15 protein-coding genes are annotated in these 19,514 nt (G+C 68.2%); 10 read left to right on the forward strand and 5 right to left on the reverse strand.

The window, feature by feature from the left end; translation table 11 throughout:
* Positions 1-33: 33 nt before the first annotated feature.
* From AC07S4_RS25800 to AC07S4_RS25810, 3 genes are all read right to left on the reverse strand, one after another.
* Positions 34-1,656 (reverse strand): methyl-accepting chemotaxis protein, encoded by a 1,623-nt coding sequence (locus AC07S4_RS25800; RefSeq protein WP_494989323.1) that lies wholly within the window; start codon positions 1,654-1,656, stop codon positions 34-36.
* A gap of 91 nt (positions 1,657-1,747) precedes the next feature.
* A complete protein-coding gene (locus AC07S4_RS25805) occupies positions 1,748-2,257 on the reverse strand; it encodes a GNAT family N-acetyltransferase (RefSeq protein WP_494989324.1) in 510 nt (169 codons plus the stop codon).
* Between the two features lie 3 nt (positions 2,258-2,260).
* The gene (locus tag AC07S4_RS25810; protein WP_494989325.1) at positions 2,261-3,535 is read right to left on the reverse strand and encodes an amidohydrolase family protein; all 1,275 of its coding nucleotides are present in this window, start codon (positions 3,533-3,535) and stop codon (positions 2,261-2,263) included.
* Positions 3,536-3,741: 206 nt separating this feature from the next.
* Here AC07S4_RS25810 and AC07S4_RS25815 point away from each other — a divergent pair, with 206 nt between their 5' ends.
* From AC07S4_RS25815 to AC07S4_RS25830, 4 genes are all read left to right on the forward strand, one after another.
* Positions 3,742-4,488, forward strand: coding sequence for a phasin family protein (locus AC07S4_RS25815; protein WP_494989326.1), 747 nt, complete (start codon positions 3,742-3,744; stop codon positions 4,486-4,488).
* A 104-nt stretch (positions 4,489-4,592) separates the two neighbouring features.
* Positions 4,593-6,365, forward strand: coding sequence for an ABC transporter ATP-binding protein (locus AC07S4_RS25820; RefSeq protein WP_494989327.1), 1,773 nt, complete (start codon positions 4,593-4,595; stop codon positions 6,363-6,365).
* Positions 6,355-8,145 (forward strand): ABC transporter ATP-binding protein, encoded by a 1,791-nt coding sequence (locus AC07S4_RS25825; RefSeq protein ID WP_494989328.1) that lies wholly within the window; start codon positions 6,355-6,357, stop codon positions 8,143-8,145. Before AC07S4_RS25820 ends, AC07S4_RS25825 begins: the two co-directional genes overlap by 11 nt.
* A gap of 235 nt (positions 8,146-8,380) precedes the next feature.
* On the forward strand, positions 8,381-10,384 hold the full coding sequence (locus AC07S4_RS25830; protein ID WP_494989420.1) for a tetratricopeptide repeat-containing diguanylate cyclase: 2,004 nt from the start codon (positions 8,381-8,383) through the stop codon (positions 10,382-10,384).
* 89 nt (positions 10,385-10,473) lie between these two features.
* Here the strand turns inward: AC07S4_RS25830 and AC07S4_RS25835 are convergent, their stop codons facing one another.
* The gene (locus tag AC07S4_RS25835; RefSeq protein WP_494989329.1) at positions 10,474-10,776 is read right to left on the reverse strand and encodes an apolipophorin; all 303 of its coding nucleotides are present in this window, start codon (positions 10,774-10,776) and stop codon (positions 10,474-10,476) included.
* Positions 10,777-10,889: 113 nt separating this feature from the next.
* On the opposite strand from AC07S4_RS25835, the gene AC07S4_RS25840 reads away from it, so the two are divergent.
* The 6 genes from AC07S4_RS25840 to AC07S4_RS25865 all read left to right on the forward strand — a co-directional run bounded on the left by AC07S4_RS25840 (position 10,890) and on the right by AC07S4_RS25865 (position 18,805).
* A complete protein-coding gene (locus AC07S4_RS25840; RefSeq protein ID WP_494989330.1) occupies positions 10,890-13,118 on the forward strand; it encodes a molybdopterin-dependent oxidoreductase in 2,229 nt (742 codons plus the stop codon).
* A gap of 90 nt (positions 13,119-13,208) precedes the next feature.
* Positions 13,209-13,604 (forward strand): GntR family transcriptional regulator, encoded by a 396-nt coding sequence (locus AC07S4_RS25845; RefSeq protein WP_494989331.1) that lies wholly within the window; start codon positions 13,209-13,211, stop codon positions 13,602-13,604.
* On the forward strand, positions 13,597-14,421 hold the full coding sequence (locus tag AC07S4_RS25850; RefSeq protein ID WP_494989332.1) for an ABC transporter ATP-binding protein: 825 nt from the start codon (positions 13,597-13,599) through the stop codon (positions 14,419-14,421). Before AC07S4_RS25845 ends, AC07S4_RS25850 begins: the two co-directional genes overlap by 8 nt.
* Positions 14,418-15,809 (forward strand): hypothetical protein, encoded by a 1,392-nt coding sequence (locus AC07S4_RS25855; protein WP_494989333.1) that lies wholly within the window; start codon positions 14,418-14,420, stop codon positions 15,807-15,809. The genes AC07S4_RS25850 and AC07S4_RS25855 overlap by 4 nt, the downstream gene beginning before the upstream one ends.
* Positions 15,806-17,197, forward strand: coding sequence for a hypothetical protein (locus tag AC07S4_RS25860; RefSeq protein WP_494989334.1), 1,392 nt, complete (start codon positions 15,806-15,808; stop codon positions 17,195-17,197). Before AC07S4_RS25855 ends, AC07S4_RS25860 begins: the two co-directional genes overlap by 4 nt.
* Before the next feature lie 69 nt (positions 17,198-17,266).
* Positions 17,267-18,805 (forward strand): cryptochrome/photolyase family protein, encoded by a 1,539-nt coding sequence (locus AC07S4_RS25865; protein WP_494989335.1) that lies wholly within the window; start codon positions 17,267-17,269, stop codon positions 18,803-18,805.
* On the opposite strand, the gene AC07S4_RS25870 is transcribed toward AC07S4_RS25865, so the two are convergent.
* Positions 18,800-19,507, reverse strand: coding sequence for a hypothetical protein (locus AC07S4_RS25870; protein WP_494989336.1), 708 nt, complete (start codon positions 19,505-19,507; stop codon positions 18,800-18,802). The two genes, AC07S4_RS25865 and AC07S4_RS25870, sit on opposite strands and share 6 nt — an antisense overlap.
* Positions 19,508-19,514: the final 7 nt, after the last annotated feature.

Here is a 19,514-nt window from a genome sequence, read left to right on the forward strand (position 1 = left end):
TCGGGGTCTGACCCCGAATGCGGCTCAGCTTGCTTAGGTGGGGAGGGCTTGCAGGGGGCGGCGGGGGAGCGCGGGGGCGTCGTGCAGCTTGAAGATGCTGACCGCTTCGGTCAGCACCTGGGCTTGCTGTTGCAGGGAATCCGCGGCCGCGGCCGCTTGTTCGACGAGGGCGGCGTTTTGCTGTGTCACGCTGTCCATCTGGCTGATGGCGGTGCTGATCTGCTCGATGCCGTCGCGCTGCTCGCCGCTGGCCAGCGCGATCTCGCCGATGATGGCGTTGACCCGCTCCACGCTGGCCACCACTTCGGCCATCGTCACGCCCGCCTCGCCCACCAGCCGGCTGCCCGTTTCCACCCGCGCCACCGAGTTGCCGATCAGTTCCTTGATTTCCTTGGCCGCCGCCGCCGAGCGCTGCGCCAGATTGCGCACTTCGCTGGCCACCACCGCGAAGCCGCGCCCCTGCTCGCCGGCCCGCGCCGCTTCCACCGCCGCGTTCAGCGCCAGGATGTTGGTCTGGAAGGCGATGCCGTCTATCACCGCGATAATGTCCACGATACGGCGCGACGATTCGTTGATCGCGCCCATCGTCTGCACCACTTCCGACACCGTGGCGCCGCCGCGCACCGCCACTTCCGAGGCGGCGTGCGCCAGCCGGCGCGCCTGCCCGGCGTTCTCGTTGTTCTGCCGCACTGTGCTGGTGAGCTCGACCATCGACGAGGCCGTCTCCTCCAGCGAACTGGCCTGCTGCTCGGTGCGCGAGGACAGGTCCAGGTTGCCGGTGGCGATCTCGGCGCTGGCGGTGGCGATGGTGTCCGTGCCGGCCCGCACCCGGCCCACGATGCCGGCCAGGTTGTCGCTCATCTGCTGCAGCGCGGCCAGCAGTTCGCCCACTTCGTCGCGCCGCGCCGCCGCCGCACCGTCCACCCGGCAGCGCAGGTCGCCGCCCGCCACCGTCTTGGCGATGCCGATGGCCTGGTTCAGCGGCCGCGTAATGCCGCGTATCATCCACGTCACCAGCACGCTGCCCAGCGCCAGCGTGGCCACCAGCATCACCAGCAGCGAGATGCTGGCGCTGCGGTGGGCCGACTGGTTGTCCGCCTCCATCTCGGCGGCCAGGCGGCGCGCCTCGGCGCCGATGTAGGCCACGATATCGTCTATCTTCCGGGTCGGCGCGCGGTCCATCCCTTTCACCAGGCCGTCCACCGTCTTGGCGCTGTCCGGATTGGCGGAGTCGTACTGCTTGAGCGCCTGCAGGTAGTTCGCGCCCAGTTCGTCCTGCATCTTGATGGCCTCGCCCACCAGCGGCGTGGCCAGCTTCAGCCTGGCCAGCAGGCCGTCGAGCTTGCGCAGCTCGCCCTGCACCTGCTTGCCGGACTGGACGAAGGCCGCCGAGTAGCGCTTGAAATTGTCGGGATCATTGCCGCGCAGCAGGATGTTCTTCCACTCCTGCACCTGGGTCTTGAATTCCACCTGCGCGCTGCGCGCCGCGTCCACCGCCTCGGTCAGCGTGACGGAGCGCTGCATGCCCTCGCCGTTGCGTTCCTTGATGAAATTGAGCGCATCCCAGCCGACGTAGCCGACCACCAGCAGCGCCACGAAGAAAAATCCGCTGAGCATGCCCAGCCGCACGCCTATCTTCAGGTTCGAGAACTTCATGGTGATTCCCCTTGGAAATACAACACGATGTGTGGTCTGCGCCACGTACATCCATCATGCGCTTCGGCAAGGGAAAAGCCAAGTTTGTCCTTTACAAGGCCAGCCGGTAGACGTTGCTGGCCCCGTCCCAGCCTTGCAGCCGGGTGCGCTCGACGAACTGCATGCCCAGCTTGCCCAGCAGCTGGATGGAGGCGGCGTTGTCGGGCGAGGTGATGGCCATCAGGGCCGCCAGCCCCAGCGGCCCGCGCGCGTGCGCCACCACGGCGGCCGCCGCTTCGTAGGCGTAGCCCTGGCCCCAGTAGCGCGGCGAGATGGCGTAGCCGATGTCGGTCTCCGGCAACACGTCGCGCTTGATCAGCCCGCACATGCCCAGGGGGGCGCCGTCGCTGCGGCGCTGCACCAGGTAGAGCGAGTAGCCCAGCCGCTCGTACATGGCCACCGGGCCGTCCAGGATGGCGGCGCGCGCCGCGTCCAGCGTGCGGATGCCGCGGTCGCCGATAAAGCGTATCCACGACGGTTCGTTGACCAGTTCCAGATAGAAGGGCGCGTCGTCGGGGCTAACGGTGCGCAATTGCAGGCGTTCGGTTTCGAGTATCAGCATGGGCTAGGATAAGTGTCGGAAATCGGCCTGTTCCGGGCGGCCCGGCAGGTTCAGCCGCGCCACGGCGCGCGGCGATTCGCTGATGACCTTGCCGCGCCGCATCACCATGCGGCGCGCGGCGCGCAGACGTATGGCCTCCACCGGGCTGGCCGCGTCCAGCAGCACCAGGTCGGCGTGGCAGCCCGGCTCCAGTCCATAGTGGTGCAGGCCGAGGATGCGGGCCGGCGCCTCGGTCACGGCGGCGTAGCAGGCGCGCATGGCGTCCTGGCCCGTCATCTGCGCCACGTGCAAGCCCATGTGGGCCACTTCCAGCATGTCGCCCGAGCCCAGGCTGTACCAGGGGTCCATCACGCAGTCGTGGCCGAAGGCGACGTCGATGCCGGCGGCCATCAGCTCGGGCACGCGTGTCATGCCGCGCCGCTTGGGATAGCTGTCGTGCCGCCCTTGCAGCGTGATGTTGATCAAGGGATTGGCGATGGCCGCCACGCCGGCTTCCTTCATCAGCGGCAGCAGCTTGCTCACGTAGTAGTTGTCCATGGAGTGCATGGAGGTCAGGTGCGAGCCGGCCACGCGGCCGTGCAGGCCGAGCCGGTGGCTGTGGTAGGCCAGGGTTTCGATGTGGCGCGACAGCGGGTCGTCCGATTCGTCGCAGTGCATGTCCACCCGCAAGCCCTGCCCGGCCGCGAATTCGCACAGGATGCGCACCGATTCGGCGCCGTCGGCCATGGTGCGCTCGAAGTGGGGGATGCCGCCCACCACGTCCACGCCCAGGGCGACAGCGCGCTTCAGGTTGGGCAGCGCGGTGGGGCTGCGCAGCAGGCCGTCCTGCGGGAAGGCCACCAGTTGCATGTCCAGGTAGGGCGCCACGCGCCGCTTCACTTCCAGCAGCGCTTCCACGGCCAGCAGGCGGTCGTCGCACACGTCCACATGGGTGCGGATGGCCAGCAGGCCGCGCGCCACGGCCCAGTCGCAATAGCGCATGGCGCGCTCGACCAGCGCGTCCTGGGTCAGCTGCGGCTTCAGTTCGCCCCACAGCGCGATGCCTTCGAGTAGCGTGCCGGACTGGTTCACGCGCGGCAGGCCGTAGCTCAGCGTGGCGTCCATGTGGAAGTGGGCGTCGACAAAAGGCGGCGAGACCAGGTCGCCGCCGGCGTCGATTTCCTGCGCGCCCTTCAGTCCCAGCGCGGCGCCGGCGGCGGCGATCTTGCCGTCCAGTATGGCCAGGTCGATGCCGCGGCGGCCGTCCGGCAGGGTGGCGTTCCTTATTACTGTGTCCATCACGGCGTCCATGCTGTCTCCCAAGGCTGCGATGGCCGATTGTAGGCAGAGCGCGCGCCGGGGCGCAAACACTATCTCGATGTTGCAGTGCATTAATATCGTTCTGCAAGCTGCTGGCTTGGCGAAAAAAATAACTTTTCTTCGCCAACAATCGCCGCTAGAATGGATTTTATTGCAGCGCAATATAAACGTTCTCAGGAGAAGTCATGTTTTCGTTCACCGAACAGTTTTCCGCCGCCACTGCCACGGCCAAGTCGCAGCTGGACCAGCAGCTGAGTAAACAGTTGAATATCGCCAGCGAGTACGCCACCACGGCATTCGACGGCGTGCAGCAGATCATTGCCCTCAATGTCAGCACCACCAAGGCCTCGGTGGAGAAGACCTCCGCCGCCGCAAAACAGCTGTTCGACGTCAAGGAGCCGGCCGAGTTCTTCAAGCTGAACGCCGCCCAAAGCCCCAGCCTGGACAGCCTGCTGGCCTATAGCCGCGAACTCTACAACATCGCCAGCCGCACCCAGGCCGAACTGCTGGAAGTGGTGAAAGAGCAGATCAAGGACGTCACCGCCGCCGGCACGGCCGCCGCCGCAGCAGCCGCCAAGCAGTTGCCACTGGCCGTGGCCAAGAGCGCCGCGCCGTTCTCGGCCCCCGTATCTGCCCCCGTATCTGCCCCGGTAGCCGCCCCCGCAGCCGCGCCGGTCCCCAAAGCGCCTGTCGCTGCTGCCGCGCCTGTCGCCGCTCCTGTAGCACCCGCACCGGCCGCCGAAGCCGCTCCTGCCACCGTGGTCACGCCGCCCGCGCCGAAAGCCATCGCCGAAGCCGTGTCCGAAGCCGTCAGCGCACCCGCACAGGAAGAAGCGCCGGCCGCCAAGCCCGGCAAGGCCAAGCCCGGCGCCGTCAAAGCCAGCGCCAACGGCGAGCCCGTGGTCCTGAAGTCCGCAAAGAACCACAAATAAGACCGGCAATCCCGGCAGCAACAGCGCTGCCGGCGCCGCCCCGGGCGCTGCGCGGCACGGCTCATTGAGGTATCCTAGCGGGCTTGACGCTGCAAGGATCTACAATGAGTTTATCGAGGCTGATCGCCGGCTTTGTGCGCCAGCACTGGCCGGCCTATCTTGCCGCCGGCGCCATGCTGGCCGGCGTGGCTTTCCTGGGCATACTGGTGCCGCGCCGCATCGGCGCCATGATAGACGGCCTGGCTGCCCACACCCTGTCCGGTTCCGGCCTGCTGCTGCAGCTCGGCGAGCTGCTGCTGATCGGCGTGGCCATCTATTTCCTGCGCGTGGGCTGGCGCTTGCGCCTGTTCGCGGCCGCCTACCTGCTGGGCGTGCAGCTGCGCACCCGCTTCTACGCGCGCCTGTCCCTGCAAGGCCCTGCCTTCTACCAGAAGCAGCGCACCGGCGACCTGATGGCGCTGGCCACCAATGATATCGACGCCATAGAAATGGCCGCCGGCGAGGCCATGCTGGCCGGCTTCGACGGCACGCTGACGCTGGTGATGGTGCTCGGCGTGATGCTGCTGGGCGTGGACTGGCGCCTGGCCTGCATCGCCCTGCTGCCCTTCCCGCTGATGGCGCTGGCGTTCTGGCGCATCTCCAGCCATATCCACACCGCCTCCACCGATTCGCTGAAACGCTTTTCCGCGCTCAACGGCCACGTGCAGGAAACCCTGTCCGGCGTGCGCGCCCTGCGCGCGCTGGGCCTGGAGCAGCGCAGCAGCCAGCAGTTCGGCGAGCTGGCCGGCCACGCCGCCAAGGCCAGCCTGACCGCGCAGGTGTGGGAAGCGGCCTACGAACCGGCGGTGGGCCTGACCCTGACCACCGCCACCGGCCTGACCCTGGGCCTGGGCGGCTATCTGGTCTGGCAGGGCGAGCTGACCATAGGCTCGCTGACCGCTTTCAGCATCTATCTTGGCCAGCTGATCTGGCCCATGTTCGCGGCCGGCTGGGTGCTGTCGCTGATCGAGCGCGGCCGCGCCGCCTACGCCCGCCTGCAGCCCATGCTGGACGCGCCGCTGGCGGTGGACGACCACGGAACCATCGCCCGGCTGCCGCCCGGCGAGCTGGTGCTGGACAAGGTCGAGTACCGCTACCCCGGCCAGGCTGCCGACGCCGACGCTGCGCTGAAGGACATCTCGCTGCGCTTGAAACCGGGCCAGACCATGGGCCTGGTCGGTCCCACCGGCAGCGGCAAGTCCACCCTGCTGCGCGTGCTGCTGCGCCAGCTCACGCCGCAGCACGGCGCCGTGCGCTGGGGCGGGCACGCGCTGGACCAGTACACGCTGAGCGCGCTGCGCTCGGCCATCAGCTGGGTGCCGCAGGAGTCCTTCCTGTTCTCGGCCTCCATCGCCGACAACATCGCCCTGGCGCGCGAGCACGCCAGCCGCGCCGACGTGGAGCACGCCGCCAAGCTGGCCGCCATCCACGACGACATCCTGCTCTTCCCGCAGGGCTACGAGACCGAGGTGGGCGAGAAAGGCATCACCCTGTCCGGCGGCCAGCGCCAGCGCGTGGCCATCGCCCGCGCGCTGCTGGCCAACAACTCCCTGCTGCTGCTGGACGACGCGCTGTCGGCGGTGGACACCGGCACCGAAACGCGCATCCTCGAGCACCTGGAGGAGCTGCGCCGCGCCGGCCACCAGAGCGGCGCCGAGCGCAGCGCCATCATCGCCAGCCACCGCCTGAGCGCGGTGGTCAACGCCGACCTGATTATCGTGCTGCGCGACGGCCGCATCAGCGAATCCGGCAGCCACGACAGCCTGCTGGAGCAGGACGGCTGGTACGCCAGCCAGTGGCGCTATCAACAACTGGAGGCCAGCCTCGATGCTCTCTAAACCCGACGAAACCTCCACCCGCAAACAGGCGGCGCAAGCCATCGGCCTGCTGCGCCGCGCCGCGCGGCCCGACCAGCACCACCTGGGCTGGGCCTTGCTGTGGCTGGTGGCCGCCGCCTTCCTCGAAGTGCTGGGCCCCATCGCCGGCAAGGCGCTGATCGACGAGCACCTGCTGCCGCGCCACCTGGACTGGCCGCGCATGGCCACGCTGCTGGCCGCCGTGCTGCTCACCGGCTGGATCGCCAGCGGCTTGCGCTATCTGCAGCTGGTGCGCCTGTCCGGGCTGGCCATGCGCTCGGTGCAGCGGTTGCGCGAACAGGTCTACGGCCATGTGCTGCGCCTGCCCATGGCCTTCTTCGACCGCGCCATCATCGGCCAGCTGGTGTCGCGCGTGACCAACGACACCGAGGCCGTGAAAACCCTGTACGTGCAGGTGCTGTTCGTTATGCTCGACAGCACCATCGTGCTGGTCGGCACCATCATCGCCATGGCCTGGCTGGACTGGCGGCTGATGCTCATCGTGCTGGCGCTGCTGCCGGCGGTGCTGGGCATCGTCTGGCTGTACCAGCGCTGGAGCGCGCCCGCCGTCACGCGTGCGCGCCAGCTGCGCAGCGAGATCAACGGGCAGATGGCCGAATCCATCGGCGGCATGCCGGTGCTGCAGGCCAACAATGCCGAGGCGCGCTTCGCGGCCCGCTTCGGCAAGACCAACACCGAGCACTACACCCAGCGCCTGGCCGAAATCCGCGCCAACGCCTGGCTGCTGCGCCCGGCGCTCGACATGCTCAACATCATCCTGCTGGCGGCCGTCATCTACGCCTTCGGCCAGCGCGCCATGAGCGCGGCCGAGGTGGGCGTGCTGTACGCCTTCATCAGCTACATCGCGCGCGTGATCGAGCCGCTGATCCAGATCACCATGCAGTTCAGCCAGCTGCAGCAGTCGGTGGTGGCCACGGCGCGCGTGTCGGCGCTGCTGGACGAGCCGGCGGCGGACGAGCACCTGGCCGGCGCCGCCCGGCACGCCGAGCCGCGCGACCACGCGCCGGGCACGCCGGCCGTCTCCATCCGCCACCTGCGCTTCGCCTACAACGAAGACCAGACCGTGCTGCACGACCTGTCGCTGGACATTCCGCAGGGCGGCTTCTTCGGCATCGTCGGCCACACCGGCAGCGGCAAGTCCACGCTGCTGTCGCTGCTGCTGCGCTACTACCCGGTCAAGCACGGCAGCATCGCCATCTTCGGCGAAGCGCTGGCCGGCATACCCAACGAGCGCTTCCGCAGCGACGTCGGCCTGGTGCCGCAAGACCCCTTCCTGCTGGCCGCCTCGGCGCGCGAGAACATCGACATGGGGCGCGGCCTGTCGGACGCCGAGATCGAAGCGGCGGCCCGCGCCGCCCATGCGCACGGTTTTATCTCCGCGCTCGAGCACGGCTATGCCACCGAGCTGGGCGAAGGCGGCTCGCGCCTGTCCAGCGGCCAGAAGCAGCTGATCGCCATCGCCCGCGCGCTGGCCGGCAAGCCGCGCATCCTGCTGCTGGACGAAGCCACCTCGCGCATCGACAGCCAGACCGAGCAGATAGTGCAGACCGCGCTGGACGAATTGCGCGGGCGCGTCACCATCATCGCCATTGCGCACCGCCTGTCCACCATCCGCGACGCCGACCGCATCGTGGTGCTGAACCACGGCCGCATCGCCGAGGCCGGCGCGCACGAGGAGCTGATGCAGATCGAAGGCGGCCTTTACCAGCGCCTGTATCTGCTGCAGCAGCTGGCGGTCTGAACGCCTTATAGTCATAACAACAAGACGGGCGGAAAACTGTGCGTTTTTGGAGAATATCTCCCCCGAACGGCTGATTTCTCGCCTGCAACAAGAATATAATTGTCCAGACATCTTGCGGTGCATATACAAGGACAATACGTTGGCTGGCTTTAGGGATAAGTCGATATCGCGTGGCGTGCGCCTGCTGGCAGCCAGCTGCGTGCTCGCGCCCGCGCTGGCCTGGGGCCAGTCCGCCATGGACGCCAGCATCGCCGAGATCCGCGACCAGGCCCGCTACGTGCCGGACAAGGCCCTGGTCCAGCTGCAGAAAATGGAGCCGGCCGCGCGCGCCGCGGCGGCGCCCACCAAGGCCGAATTCCTGTCCCAGCTCAGCAACGCCTGGCGTGCGCTGGGCCAGCTCGAGACGGCGCTGCTGCTGTCGGAAGAACTGATCGCCTACGGCCGCAGCCAGAACAGCCCGGCCATCCTGGCCAAGGGCCTGCTCACCAAAGCCTACGTGCTGTCGTCCATGGCCGACCGCAAAGCCTCGCACCAGCTGGCGTTCGAAGCGGAGCAGATGGCCAACGGCACCGCCGACCTGGCGCTGCGGGTGCAGGCCACCATCACCTCCGGCCAGTCCTACGCCGAGCAGGGCAATTTCCCGGCCGCGCTGGGCAAGCTGCAAACCGCCGTCGACCTGGGCCGCCAGCTGGACGACATGGTGCCGCTGGCGCAGGCGCTCAACGCGCTGGCCCTGCTGTACACGCAGATGAAGGAATACGACAAGGGCTGGGCCGTGCTGGACGAGTCCGTGCGGGTGGCGGAAAAGCTCAATTCGCCGGGCCGCCTGGCCACCGCCAAGGGCACCGAATACGGCCTGGCGATCGACTCGCACCAGCCCAAGCGCGCGCTGGCGGCGCTGCAGTCCGGCCTGGAAGTGGCGCGCAAAATGGGCGCCAAGACGCTCATCGCCAACACCCTGGTCAACCTGTCGGACAGCTACCTGAAAGAGCAGGACTACGCGCGCGCCCTGCGCTACGCCACCGAGGCGCTGGCCGCCTCGGCCGAAACGCGCGACGCCAGCACCCGCGCCACCGCCCTGATCAACCTCGGCCAGGCCCACCTGGGGCTGGGCAACCTGGCGGAAGGCCGCAAGCACTTCGAGGCCGGCCTGCTGCACTACGAAAAAACCGGCGACCAGCCCGAGCTGCAGGTGATCCTGAAGGAATACGGCGAGGCGCTGGAACGCGCCGGCGACATGCGCGGCGCCGTCCTGGCCTACCACCGCGAGCGCGCCATTTCCGAAGCGCTGTTCGAGCAGCAGCGCCAGAAGGCGGTCTACGAGATGCAGGAGAAGTACGAGACCGAGAAGAAACAGCGCCAGATTGAACTGCTGAGCCGTGAAAACCAGGTCAAAAGCGCCGAGCTGGACAACCGGCGCCTGCAGCAGCGCGTGTGGTGGCTGCTGGCGGTGGTGTTCGCGCTGGCGGCGGTGATCGTCGGCCTGCTGTACCGCAAGGTGCGGCACGCCAACGCCCAGCTGGAAGTGAAGAATCTGGAACTGAAGGCGCAAAGCTCGCTCGACCCGCTCACCTCGCTCTACAACCGGCGCCACTTCCAGGAGTTCATGCGCAGCCACAACCAGGTGGACAAACGCGGCCCCGGCGGCGAGGACATCGTCGGCGCGCTGTTCCTGCTGGACGTGGACCACTTCAAGCACGTCAACGACACCTACGGCCACGCCGCCGGCGACATCGTGCTGAAAATGATAGCCGAGACGCTGCGCGTGGCGCTGCGCGAGACCGACATGATAGTGCGCTGGGGCGGCGAAGAATTCCTGGCCTTCCTGCCGGCCATCCCGCGCAGCGGCGTGGAGGAGATCGCGCGCCGCATCCTGACCAGCATTTCGGCGCAGCAGATCGCCTACCAGGACCACGTGCTGAGCGTGAACGTGTCGGTCGGTTTCGCCCCCTTCCCGCTGGTGCCGGCCGAAACGCCGCTGCCGTGGGAGCGCGCGGTCAACCTGGTGGACATGGCGCTCTACCTGGCCAAGGCCCACGGCCGCAACCGCGCCTACGGCGTGCGCGGCTTCGACCGCTTCCACCAGACCTCGATGGAAGCGATCGAGCAAGACCTCGAGCGCGCCTGGCGCGCCGGCTACGTCGACCTCAGCGTGGTGCTGGGCGGCCCCCAGGACCCGTCGCCCCCGCCGGGCGAGCACAGCAACGTCGTCCAGCTCAAGCCCGCCGTAAAATTGTAGAACTGCAAAAGGGGTCAGGGTTAATTAATTCGCCTGCGGCGAATTAATTAACCCTGACCCCTTTTTGGTTTAACGCAATTTATCGCGATTTACTTGTCGCGCGCTTCGCGGGCGGATTCCTGGATTTTCTCGCCGGCCTTCTCTATCTTGCGGCCGGCCTGCTCGGTCGCTTCGTTCAGGATCTCGCTGGTGTTCTTGGCCGCTTCGCTCAGCTTTTCGTTGGTTTCGCGCGCGGCGTGGGTCAGCTCGGCGCCGGCTTGCTGCGTCACCTGGTCCAGCTTGCGGCCCGCTTTCTCGGCTGGCCCCGGTTCGGCCTGCTTCTGGCAGCCCGCCAGGCTGGCCACCACGATGGCCACCGCCAGCGCGGCGTAGAATAGATTTCTTGGTTTCATGATTCTTCTCCTAACGAACCGAGCATACACCCGGGCCACAACAACACGATTGACATCAATGTAACAAATCCTGACAATAGCACGAGCGTTCACTTTTAAACAAGGAAGCCGTCATGCAACCGTCCAGCCCGCAGCAAGCCAAGTCTGCCCACCGCATCTGCCCCTTCTGCGAGGCCGCCTGCGGCCTCGAAGTGGAACTCAGCCAGGGCCAGGTGACGCGCGTGCGCGGCGACCAGGCCGACGTCTTCAGCGCCGGCTTCCTGTGCCCGAAGGCGGTGGGCCTGAAGGACTTGCACGAGGACGGGGACCGGCTGCGCACCCCGCTCATCAAGCGCGACGGGGTGTTTCATCCCGCCAGCTGGGACGAAGCCTATGCCGAAATCGAGCGCCGCCTGCTGCCCATCATCGAACGCGACGGCGGCAATGCCGTAGCCACTGTACTGGGCAACCCGGTGTCGCACAAAATGAGCTTGATGCTTTACTTCCCCAAACTGGCAAAAGCGTTGTCTACTCGCAACATGTTTTCCGCTTCCAGCGTGGACCAGGTGCCGAAAATGCTGTCCGTGGGGCTGATGTACGGCTCCTGGCTGTCGGTGCCCGTGCCCGATATCGAGCGCACCGAATTCCTGCTGATCCTGGGCGCCAATCCCATGGTGTCCAACGGCAGCCTGTGGACCGTGCCCGATTTCCGCGGCAAGGCCAAGGCGCTGCGCGCGCGCGGCGGCCGCATCGTGGTGGTGGACCCGCGCCGCACCGAAACCGCCGAAGTGGCCGACCAGCACCATTTCATCCGCCCCGGCGCCGATGTGTTCTTCCTGCTGGGCCTGGTGCATGCGCTGTTCGACGAGCAACTGGTCAAGCTGGGCCGCCTGGCCGGCCACGTGGCGGGACTGGAGCAATTGCAGGCCGCCGCCCTGCCCTACGCGCCGGAAACCGTGGCCGCGCGCTGCGGCATCGCCGCCGCCACCATGCGCGAGCTGGCGCGCACGCTGGCCGGCACGGAGCGGGCGGCGGTGTACGGCCGCATCGGCACCTGCACGCAGCAGTACGGTACGCTGGCCTCCTGGCTGATCGACGTGGTCAACGTCCTCACCGGCCACCTGGACCAGGAGGGCGGCATGATGTTCCCCAAGGCCGCCGCCTTCGCCGCCAACACGCGCGGCAAGCCGGGCAGCGGGCGCGGCGTGACGAGCGGGCGCTACCACAGCCGCCTGTCGAGCGCGCCGGAGGTGGCCGGCGAGCTGCCCATCACCTGCCTGGCCGAGGAGATCGATACGCCCGGCCCCGGCCAGGTGAAGGCGCTGATCGCCATCGCCGGCAACCCGGTGCTGTCGGCCCCCAACGGCCCGCGCCTGGCGGCCGCGCTGGAGCAGCTGGAATTCATGCTGAGCATGGACATCTACCTGAATGAAACCTCGCGCCATGCGGACGTGATCCTGCCCGGCGTGTCGCCGCTGGAGGACGCGCATTACGACGTGACCTTCACCCAGTTCTCGCACCGCAACCACGCGCGCTACAGCCCGCCGGTGCTGGCGCGCAGCGGCGGCCAGCCGGACGAGTGGGAAACCCTGCTGCGCCTGGTCGCCATCCTGAAAGGCCAGGGCGCCGGCGCCGACATCGATGCGCTGGACGACGCGCTGCTGCGCGAGGACCTGGAGAAGGCGGTGGGCGGGCAGGCGGACGCGGTGCTGGCCATGCTGGCGCCGCAGCGCGGCGTGCAGCGCCTGCTGGACCTGGGCCTGCGCAGCGGCCCCTACGGCGACCAGTTCGGCCGTGCGCCGGGCGGGCTGAACCTCGCCAAAATCCAGGCCGCGCCGTCCGGCATCGACCTGGGACCGATGACGCAGCGCATCCCCGAAGCGCTGCGCACGCCGTCCGGCCGGATCGAGCTGGCGCCGCAGCTGCTGCTGGACGACCTGGCGCGGGTGGCGGCCGACCTGGCCGCGCCGGCGGCCGACCTGGTCATTATCGGCCGCCGCCAACTGCGCTCGAACAACAGCTGGATGCACAACCTGCCGGTGCTGGCCAAGGGCGCCTACCGCTGCACCGCGCTGGTCCATCCGGACGACGCCGCCCGCCTGCGGCTGGCCGACGGCGCCCAGGCCACGGTGCGCAACGGCGCGCGCCAGATCGAGGTGCAGGTGGAGGTGAGCGCCGACATGATGCCCGGCGTGGTCAGCCTGCCGCACGGCTGGGGCCACAACCTGCCCGGCACGCAAATGGGCGTGGCGGCCGAGCGGCCGGGCGTGAACCTGAACGTGCTGCTGGACGAGAACCTGCGCGATCCGCTGTCCGGCAACGCGGTGCTGTCCGGCGTGCCCATCACCATGATGCCGCTGTAAGCAGCCTTCCCTGGCGGCGGATCAAGCCGCCGCGAAAAGTCTATTGAAGTGTATTGCATAGTGTATTAATGCAGTGATACACTGAGCCGCATGGACTTCGATATCGCCCCCACCTCCCCCGTCCCGATCTACCGCCAGATCGTGGAGCAGTTGCGCCGCATGGCGGCCAGCGGCCAGCTCAAGCCGGGCGACGAGCTGCCGTCGGTGCGGGCGGTGGCGCAGCACCACGCCATCAATCCCATGACCGTGAGCAAGGCCTACAGCATGCTGGAGGCGGAAGGCCTGCTGGCGCGCCGGCGCGGCCTGGGCATGGTGATCGCCGACGCCCAGCCCGCCTCCACGGCGCAGGACAAGGCCGCCATGCTGCTGCCCGCGCTGCAAGCGGCGGCGCAGATGGCGCGCCAGCTCGGCCTGCCGCCCGCCGAGGCGCTCGCACTATTTGAACGCTGCCTGAACGCTCCCTCCAAAAAGGAAAACCATGACTGACTCCGTCATCCGCGCCTGCGGCCTCACGCTGCGCCGCAAACATGTCGACGTGCTGCACGATGTTTCCTTCGACATTCCCGCCGGCGCCGTGGTCGGCCTGGTGGGCCGCAACGGCGCCGGCAAGTCCTCGCTGCTGCAATGCCTGACCGGCCTGGCCGCTCCGGACGCCGGCCACTGCGAGCTGCTGGGCTGCCCTTCGCTGGACCTGAGCGACGCGGTGCGCGAACGCCTGGGCTATGTGGCGCAGACGCCGGACCTGTTCGGCTGGATGAGCGCGGAAGAACACCTGCGCGCCATAGGCCGCGCCTACCCGCGCTGGGACGAGGCGCGCTGCCTGGCGCTGGCGGCGCGGCTGGACCTGCCGCTGGCGCGCAAGGTGCGCGACCTGTCCGGCGGCGACCAGCAGAAGCTGTCCGTGGTGCTGGCGCTGGCGCATGATCCGGACGTGCTGCTGTTCGACGAACCCGTGGCCAGCCTGGACCCGCTGAGCCGCCGCGAATTCATGCGCGCCATCTTCAGCGGCGAGGACCGCGAGCGCACCGTCATCATCTCCAGCCACATCCTGAGCGACCTGGAACGCGTGGTCACCCACCTGGCCTTTATCCGCAGCGGCCGCCTGCAAGTGCTCGACAGCTGGGACGCGATGCTGGAACACTACCGCGTGGCGCCGGCCGGCAGCGAGCCGCCCGGCGCCGCCATCGTCTGGCGCGGCAAGGCCGGCGAGCGCGCGCTGATCGACACGCGGCTGGCGCCGGAACTGGCCAGCGCCAGCCGCGCGCTCACGCTGGACGAACTGTTCATGGAGCTGAACGCATGAAAACCGCCGCCGTTCTCGCATTGCCGGCGCTGCCCTACCCGGAGTGGACCGTCGCCACCGGCCGAGGCATGCTGGCCTTCCTGGGCGTCGGCTGGATCCTGCTGCTGATGCTGACGACGGGCGCGCCGTCCAGCAGCGCGGACCTCGGCCTCGCCGTGCTGACGGGCGCCGCCTGCGTCGTCATCGGCCTGGCGGCGAACTACCGGCTCGAAGTCCTGGAGGACGCCTGGCGCGTGCTGGCCGCGCGCCGCGCGCCGGACGCGCTGTGGCAGGCGTGGACGCGCGACACGCTGATGTGGCTGACGCGCTGCTGGGCCGTGCTGTGCGCCGCGCTGGCTGCGCACTATCTTGCGCCGGCCTCGCAGGCGCCGTGGCTGGTGGCTCCCGCATTATTGTCGCTGTCGCTCTCCCTTGCCGTGCTGGGCGCCCTGTCCCGCATCGGTCTCGCCAGGCGCGGCCTGGAATGGGGCCGCGCCCTCGGCGCCATCGGCTTTATCGCAGGCTTCGGCTGGGCCACCCTGCACGGCTGGCGCGCCGTGGTGCACGCCATCCTCGCCACGCCTGCCCCGGCAATGCTGCTGTGCGCGCTGGCCTGGCCCGCGCTGGCATGGGCGCTGTGGCGCCGCAGCCGGGGCGCCATGCCGGCCTACCGTCCCCGTGAACGCAAGCCCGGCACGCTGGGTCCCGGCAAGCTGTCCACCCTGTTCAAGCGCTACAGCTTGGTACGCTGGCACGACGAGGCCAATACGTCCGCGCGCCCCACCTTCTTCAGCAAGCTGCCCTATGTCTTCCAGGGCGAACTGCTGTTCTACCTGGTGCTGCTGCAAATGCTGACCTCGAAATGGGGCAGCGCCGTCACGCCGCTGCGCGCGCTGGCGCTGTACATTATCTGCACCGTAACGGCCAACCGGCTCGCCGTGCGCGACCTGCACTGGCGCTCGCTGCTGCTGCCGGGCGGCCTGCGCCGCGACGGCGTGGGCACGCACATCATCCGCTCCACGCTGACGCTGCAACTGTGCGCGCTGGCCGCGATCGGCCTAGCCTACCTCGCGTTCCAGCTGGCCACGGGCACCACGCTGGGCACGGCGCTGGAGCGCATCGGCGCGGCGGCCATCCTGCCCTTTGAGCTGGCTTTCACCACCTGCGCCGCCGTCGTCATGCGCGGCATCGCCTCGCGCCGCCTGCTCGGCTTTGCGGGCGCCACCGCCATCGCCATGGGCATAGCCTACCTGGTGCTGGCCTCGTGGACCGCGCACGCCGGCCAATGGACCATAGGACCGCTCTACCTGCTGGTACTGGCGGCAGGCACCGCGCTGCTGTGGCGCCAGGCGGACCGGGTTTGGACCGTGGAAAAACTGTTCACTCAAATACGCAAGGAGGGCATATGAGAATCGGACTGACGACAGCGCCGTCATGGGCGCCCGTACCGCGCATGACGCTGTTGTTTATGGCCGTGCAGCTTGTGATCATGCTGCCCTTCTCGCTGCTGGAGCCCAGCGCCACGGAGGGCACCAGCCTTGCGCTATTCACGCAGAGCTGCCTGTGCATGGGCTTGCACTGCGTATGGGAAATGGAACGGCTGCGCGCATCGAACCAGTGCTTGCATGGCATGCGCGCGCCGTCGGCAGCCTGGCGCGGCAGCGCCGCCGGTTGCCTGCAAAGCGTCACCCTGGTCTGGCTCGTTTTCTCCGCTGGCCTGACACTGCGCTTTGCCACGCCCGCGTCGGGCATGCACTGGATCACGGGCGGCGCGGTGCTGTCGCTGATATGCTGCCTCGTTGCCATCGCCTGCCTGCATCGCTCCGGCATCGCGCAGCGCGGCCGGCAGTTGGCGGCTACGCTGGCCGCCTATGCCGCAGGGGCCGCGCTGCTGGCATTCTTCGCCGCGCAGTTCATACCGGGGCCGCGCGCGCTCATGGCCTGGCTGGACCGGCTGCCGGCCCCGATGCAATGGGCCATGCTGCTGTCCTGGCCTGCGGCCGCCTTGCTGCTGCGCCGGCAATGGCAAGTGCAGCCCCCCGCCGGCGCAACGCCGAACCTGGCGCAAGAAGGCGCCGCCAAGCCGCCCCGCACCGGCTGGCGCGAACAGCTGACAAGCCAGTTGCTGCGTTATTCGCGTCTGCGCAAAAGACAGGAACCGGCAAGCGCGCTGGCCAAGCCATTCGCCCCCGCACAGCGCGCAAGCTACCTGCTGCTGGTTCCGATGATGGCACTGCTTTACCTGCGCGCCTCCTGGGGAACGGCCTTCCCGCAAAGCGAACATTTGCTGCCCTTGGTGATGGTGATGTTGTTCTGTTCGCACAACCTCGTCATGCGCGACCTTCACTGGCGCCATCAACTGGCGCCCGGCGGCCCGCACACGCGCAGCATCGCGCTGAACATATTTTTCTCGTCGCTGGCGGTCTACCTGGTGCTGACCGTGCTGCTCGGGCTCTGCGTGCTGGGCGTGCTCTGCCTGACCGGGAAAATGACGCCCGGCGAGGCGCTGAATCAACTCCTGCTGCGCACGCTGATCGTGCCTGAACTGGCGTTCAGCCTGGCCTGCGCGGTGGCGTTCAAAGGCCTGGGCTGCTGGACGGTGGAAGGCGCATGCGTTGCCGGGATACTGCTGTCCTTGACGCTGCTGCGGGGTGGGATGCAGTATCCGGCGCGTGCCTATATCGATGGCAACGCGGTGTACTGCGCGGTCCTGCTGCTGTTGACTGCGGGCTTGCTGCTGCTGGCCCGGCGCACCTGGACCATGCAAAAGCTGGCGCCCTACCGGCAAGTAGCTTGACCCGGAGTTGAACCGCCGCCGCGCGGGCGGCGGCTGGACGCGGGGCGCGGCAAGGCATACAGTCGCCGCATGAAAACCGACACCACGCTACGCCTGATACTCGGCGACCAGCTCAACCCCGAACACAGCTGGTTCCGCCACCGCCATGCCGACGTGGTCTACGTCATGATGGAGGTGCGCCAGGAAACCGACTATGTGCTGCACCACGCGCAGAAGATCATCGCCATTTTCGCCGGCATGCGCGAGCTGGCGCGCCAGCTGCGCGCGCAAGGGCACCGGGTGCACTATCTGAAGATCGGCGACGCGCGCAACCGCCAGTCTCTGCCCGCCAATCTGGACGACGCCATCGAGCAATTCGACGCCGCCGAATTCGAATACCAGATGCCGGATGAATACCGCCTGGAGCAGCAGCTGGCGCGCTACACGCGCAATCTGGCCATCCCCGCCCGCATGGTGGACAGCGAACATTTTTATACGCGCCACGACGAGGCCGGGCAGCTGTTTGAAGGCCGCAGGCACTGGCTGATGGAGCACTTCTACCGCGCCATGCGCGTGAAACACGGCGTGCTGATGGACGCGGCCGGCAAGCCGCAAGGCGGCAAGTGGAACTATGATCACGACAACCGCAAGTCCTGGCCCGGCACGCCGCCGCAGCCGGACGACTTCCGGCCCTGCCACGACCACTCGGCGCTATGGCTGGAGATCCAGGCGTCCGGCGCGCGCAGCTTCGGCGAGCCGAATGCGGCGCGCTTCGCGTGGTCCCTGAACCGGCAGGAAGCCTTGCAGCAGCTGGCCGGCTTTGTCGAACACGCGCTGCCTCACTTCGGCGAATTCCAGGATGCGATGAGCAGCCGCGCATCGCGCCTGTTCCATTCGCTGCTGTCCTTTGCGCTCAACACCAAGATGCTCAATCCGCGCGAGGTGGTGCAGGCGGTGGAGCGGGCATGGCGGGAAGGCCGTGCGCCGCTGGCGTCCGCCGAGGGCTTTATCCGGCAGGTGCTGGGCTGGCGCGAATATGTGCGCGGCGTGTACTGGAGCCGCATGCCGGGCTACGGGCAAGAGAATGTGTTCGGCCACCGTCTGCCGCTGCCGCGCTGGTTCTGGGACGGCCAGACCGGCATGCGCTGCCTGGCCAGCGCCATCGGTGACTCCTTGCAGCACGCGCACGCGCACCACATCCACCGCCTGATGGTGATAGGGAATTTCGCGCTGCTGGCGGGGCTAGACCCGCAGCAGCTGCACGAGTGGTATCTGGGCGTGTACATCGACGCCTTCGAGTGGGTGGAAATGCCGAACACGCTGGGCATGAGCCAGTTCGCCGACGGCGGAATGCTGGCCACCAAGCCCTATGTCTCCAGCGCGGCGTATATCGACCGCATGAGCGACTATTGCAAGGGCTGCCGCTACGACAGGAAGGCCCGCATCGGCGAGGACGCTTGCCCGTTCAACGCGCTGTACTGGGATTTTTTCTCCCGCAACGAGGCTACGCTGGCGGGCAATCCGCGCATCGGCATGGTGTATCCGCAATTGCGCAAGATGGACCCGGCCGCCGTGCAGGCGCTGCGCGCGCAGGCGGACGCGGTGCGCGCGCGGCTTGATACGCTATAGCCGGGCCATCGCCGGCGCGGCGGTCTGCGCCACCTGGAACACGGTGGTGCGGCGCGCCACTTCCAGGCCGTCCAGCAGCAGCACGCTCTGCACCGTGTACTGGCCCTGCTCCATGCCGCGCGGGATCTTGTAGACGCCCACCGCCCGGTATTGCCCCGCGCCGTCGATGCGCTCCACGCGGGCGATCTGCGGCTTGTCGGATGCCTTCTCGCCGTTGGCCTTCAACAGCGTCATGCTCTGCACCACTTCCGGCACGCGCTGCGATTCGCCGTACAGCTTGATTTCGCCAACCACCCGCAGCGGCTCGCCGCCGGCGCGCGCCACGCTGGAAGTGGAATAGACCTGGTAATCCTTCACGCGGATTTCATTGGCCGGCACGGGTATGCCCTGGCGGCGCGCTTCGTTGTTGACGGTCTGCGCGGTGGCGATTTTTTCCGAGTACGAGGTCCAGCCGATGGCGGCGCCCATGGCCGCGCCGATCGCGGCGCCCTGTGCGCATTTCTTGCCCGCCAGGGCGGCCAGTGCGCAGCCAGCCACCGCGCCGATGGCCGCGCCCGCTGCGGCGTTTTCAGCGGCGCTGCCGGTGCCGCTGGTGCCGCTGCCGCCGCCACCGTTGCTGCGCTGGCCGTTGCGGCCTGCATCCGGCGCGGCGCAACCGGCCAACAGTGCGGCGATCAGGGTGAGGCTGAGTGTACGTTTCATGCTGCCT

This window comes from Pseudoduganella sp. GW821-FHT05F09 (assembly GCF_059419605.1).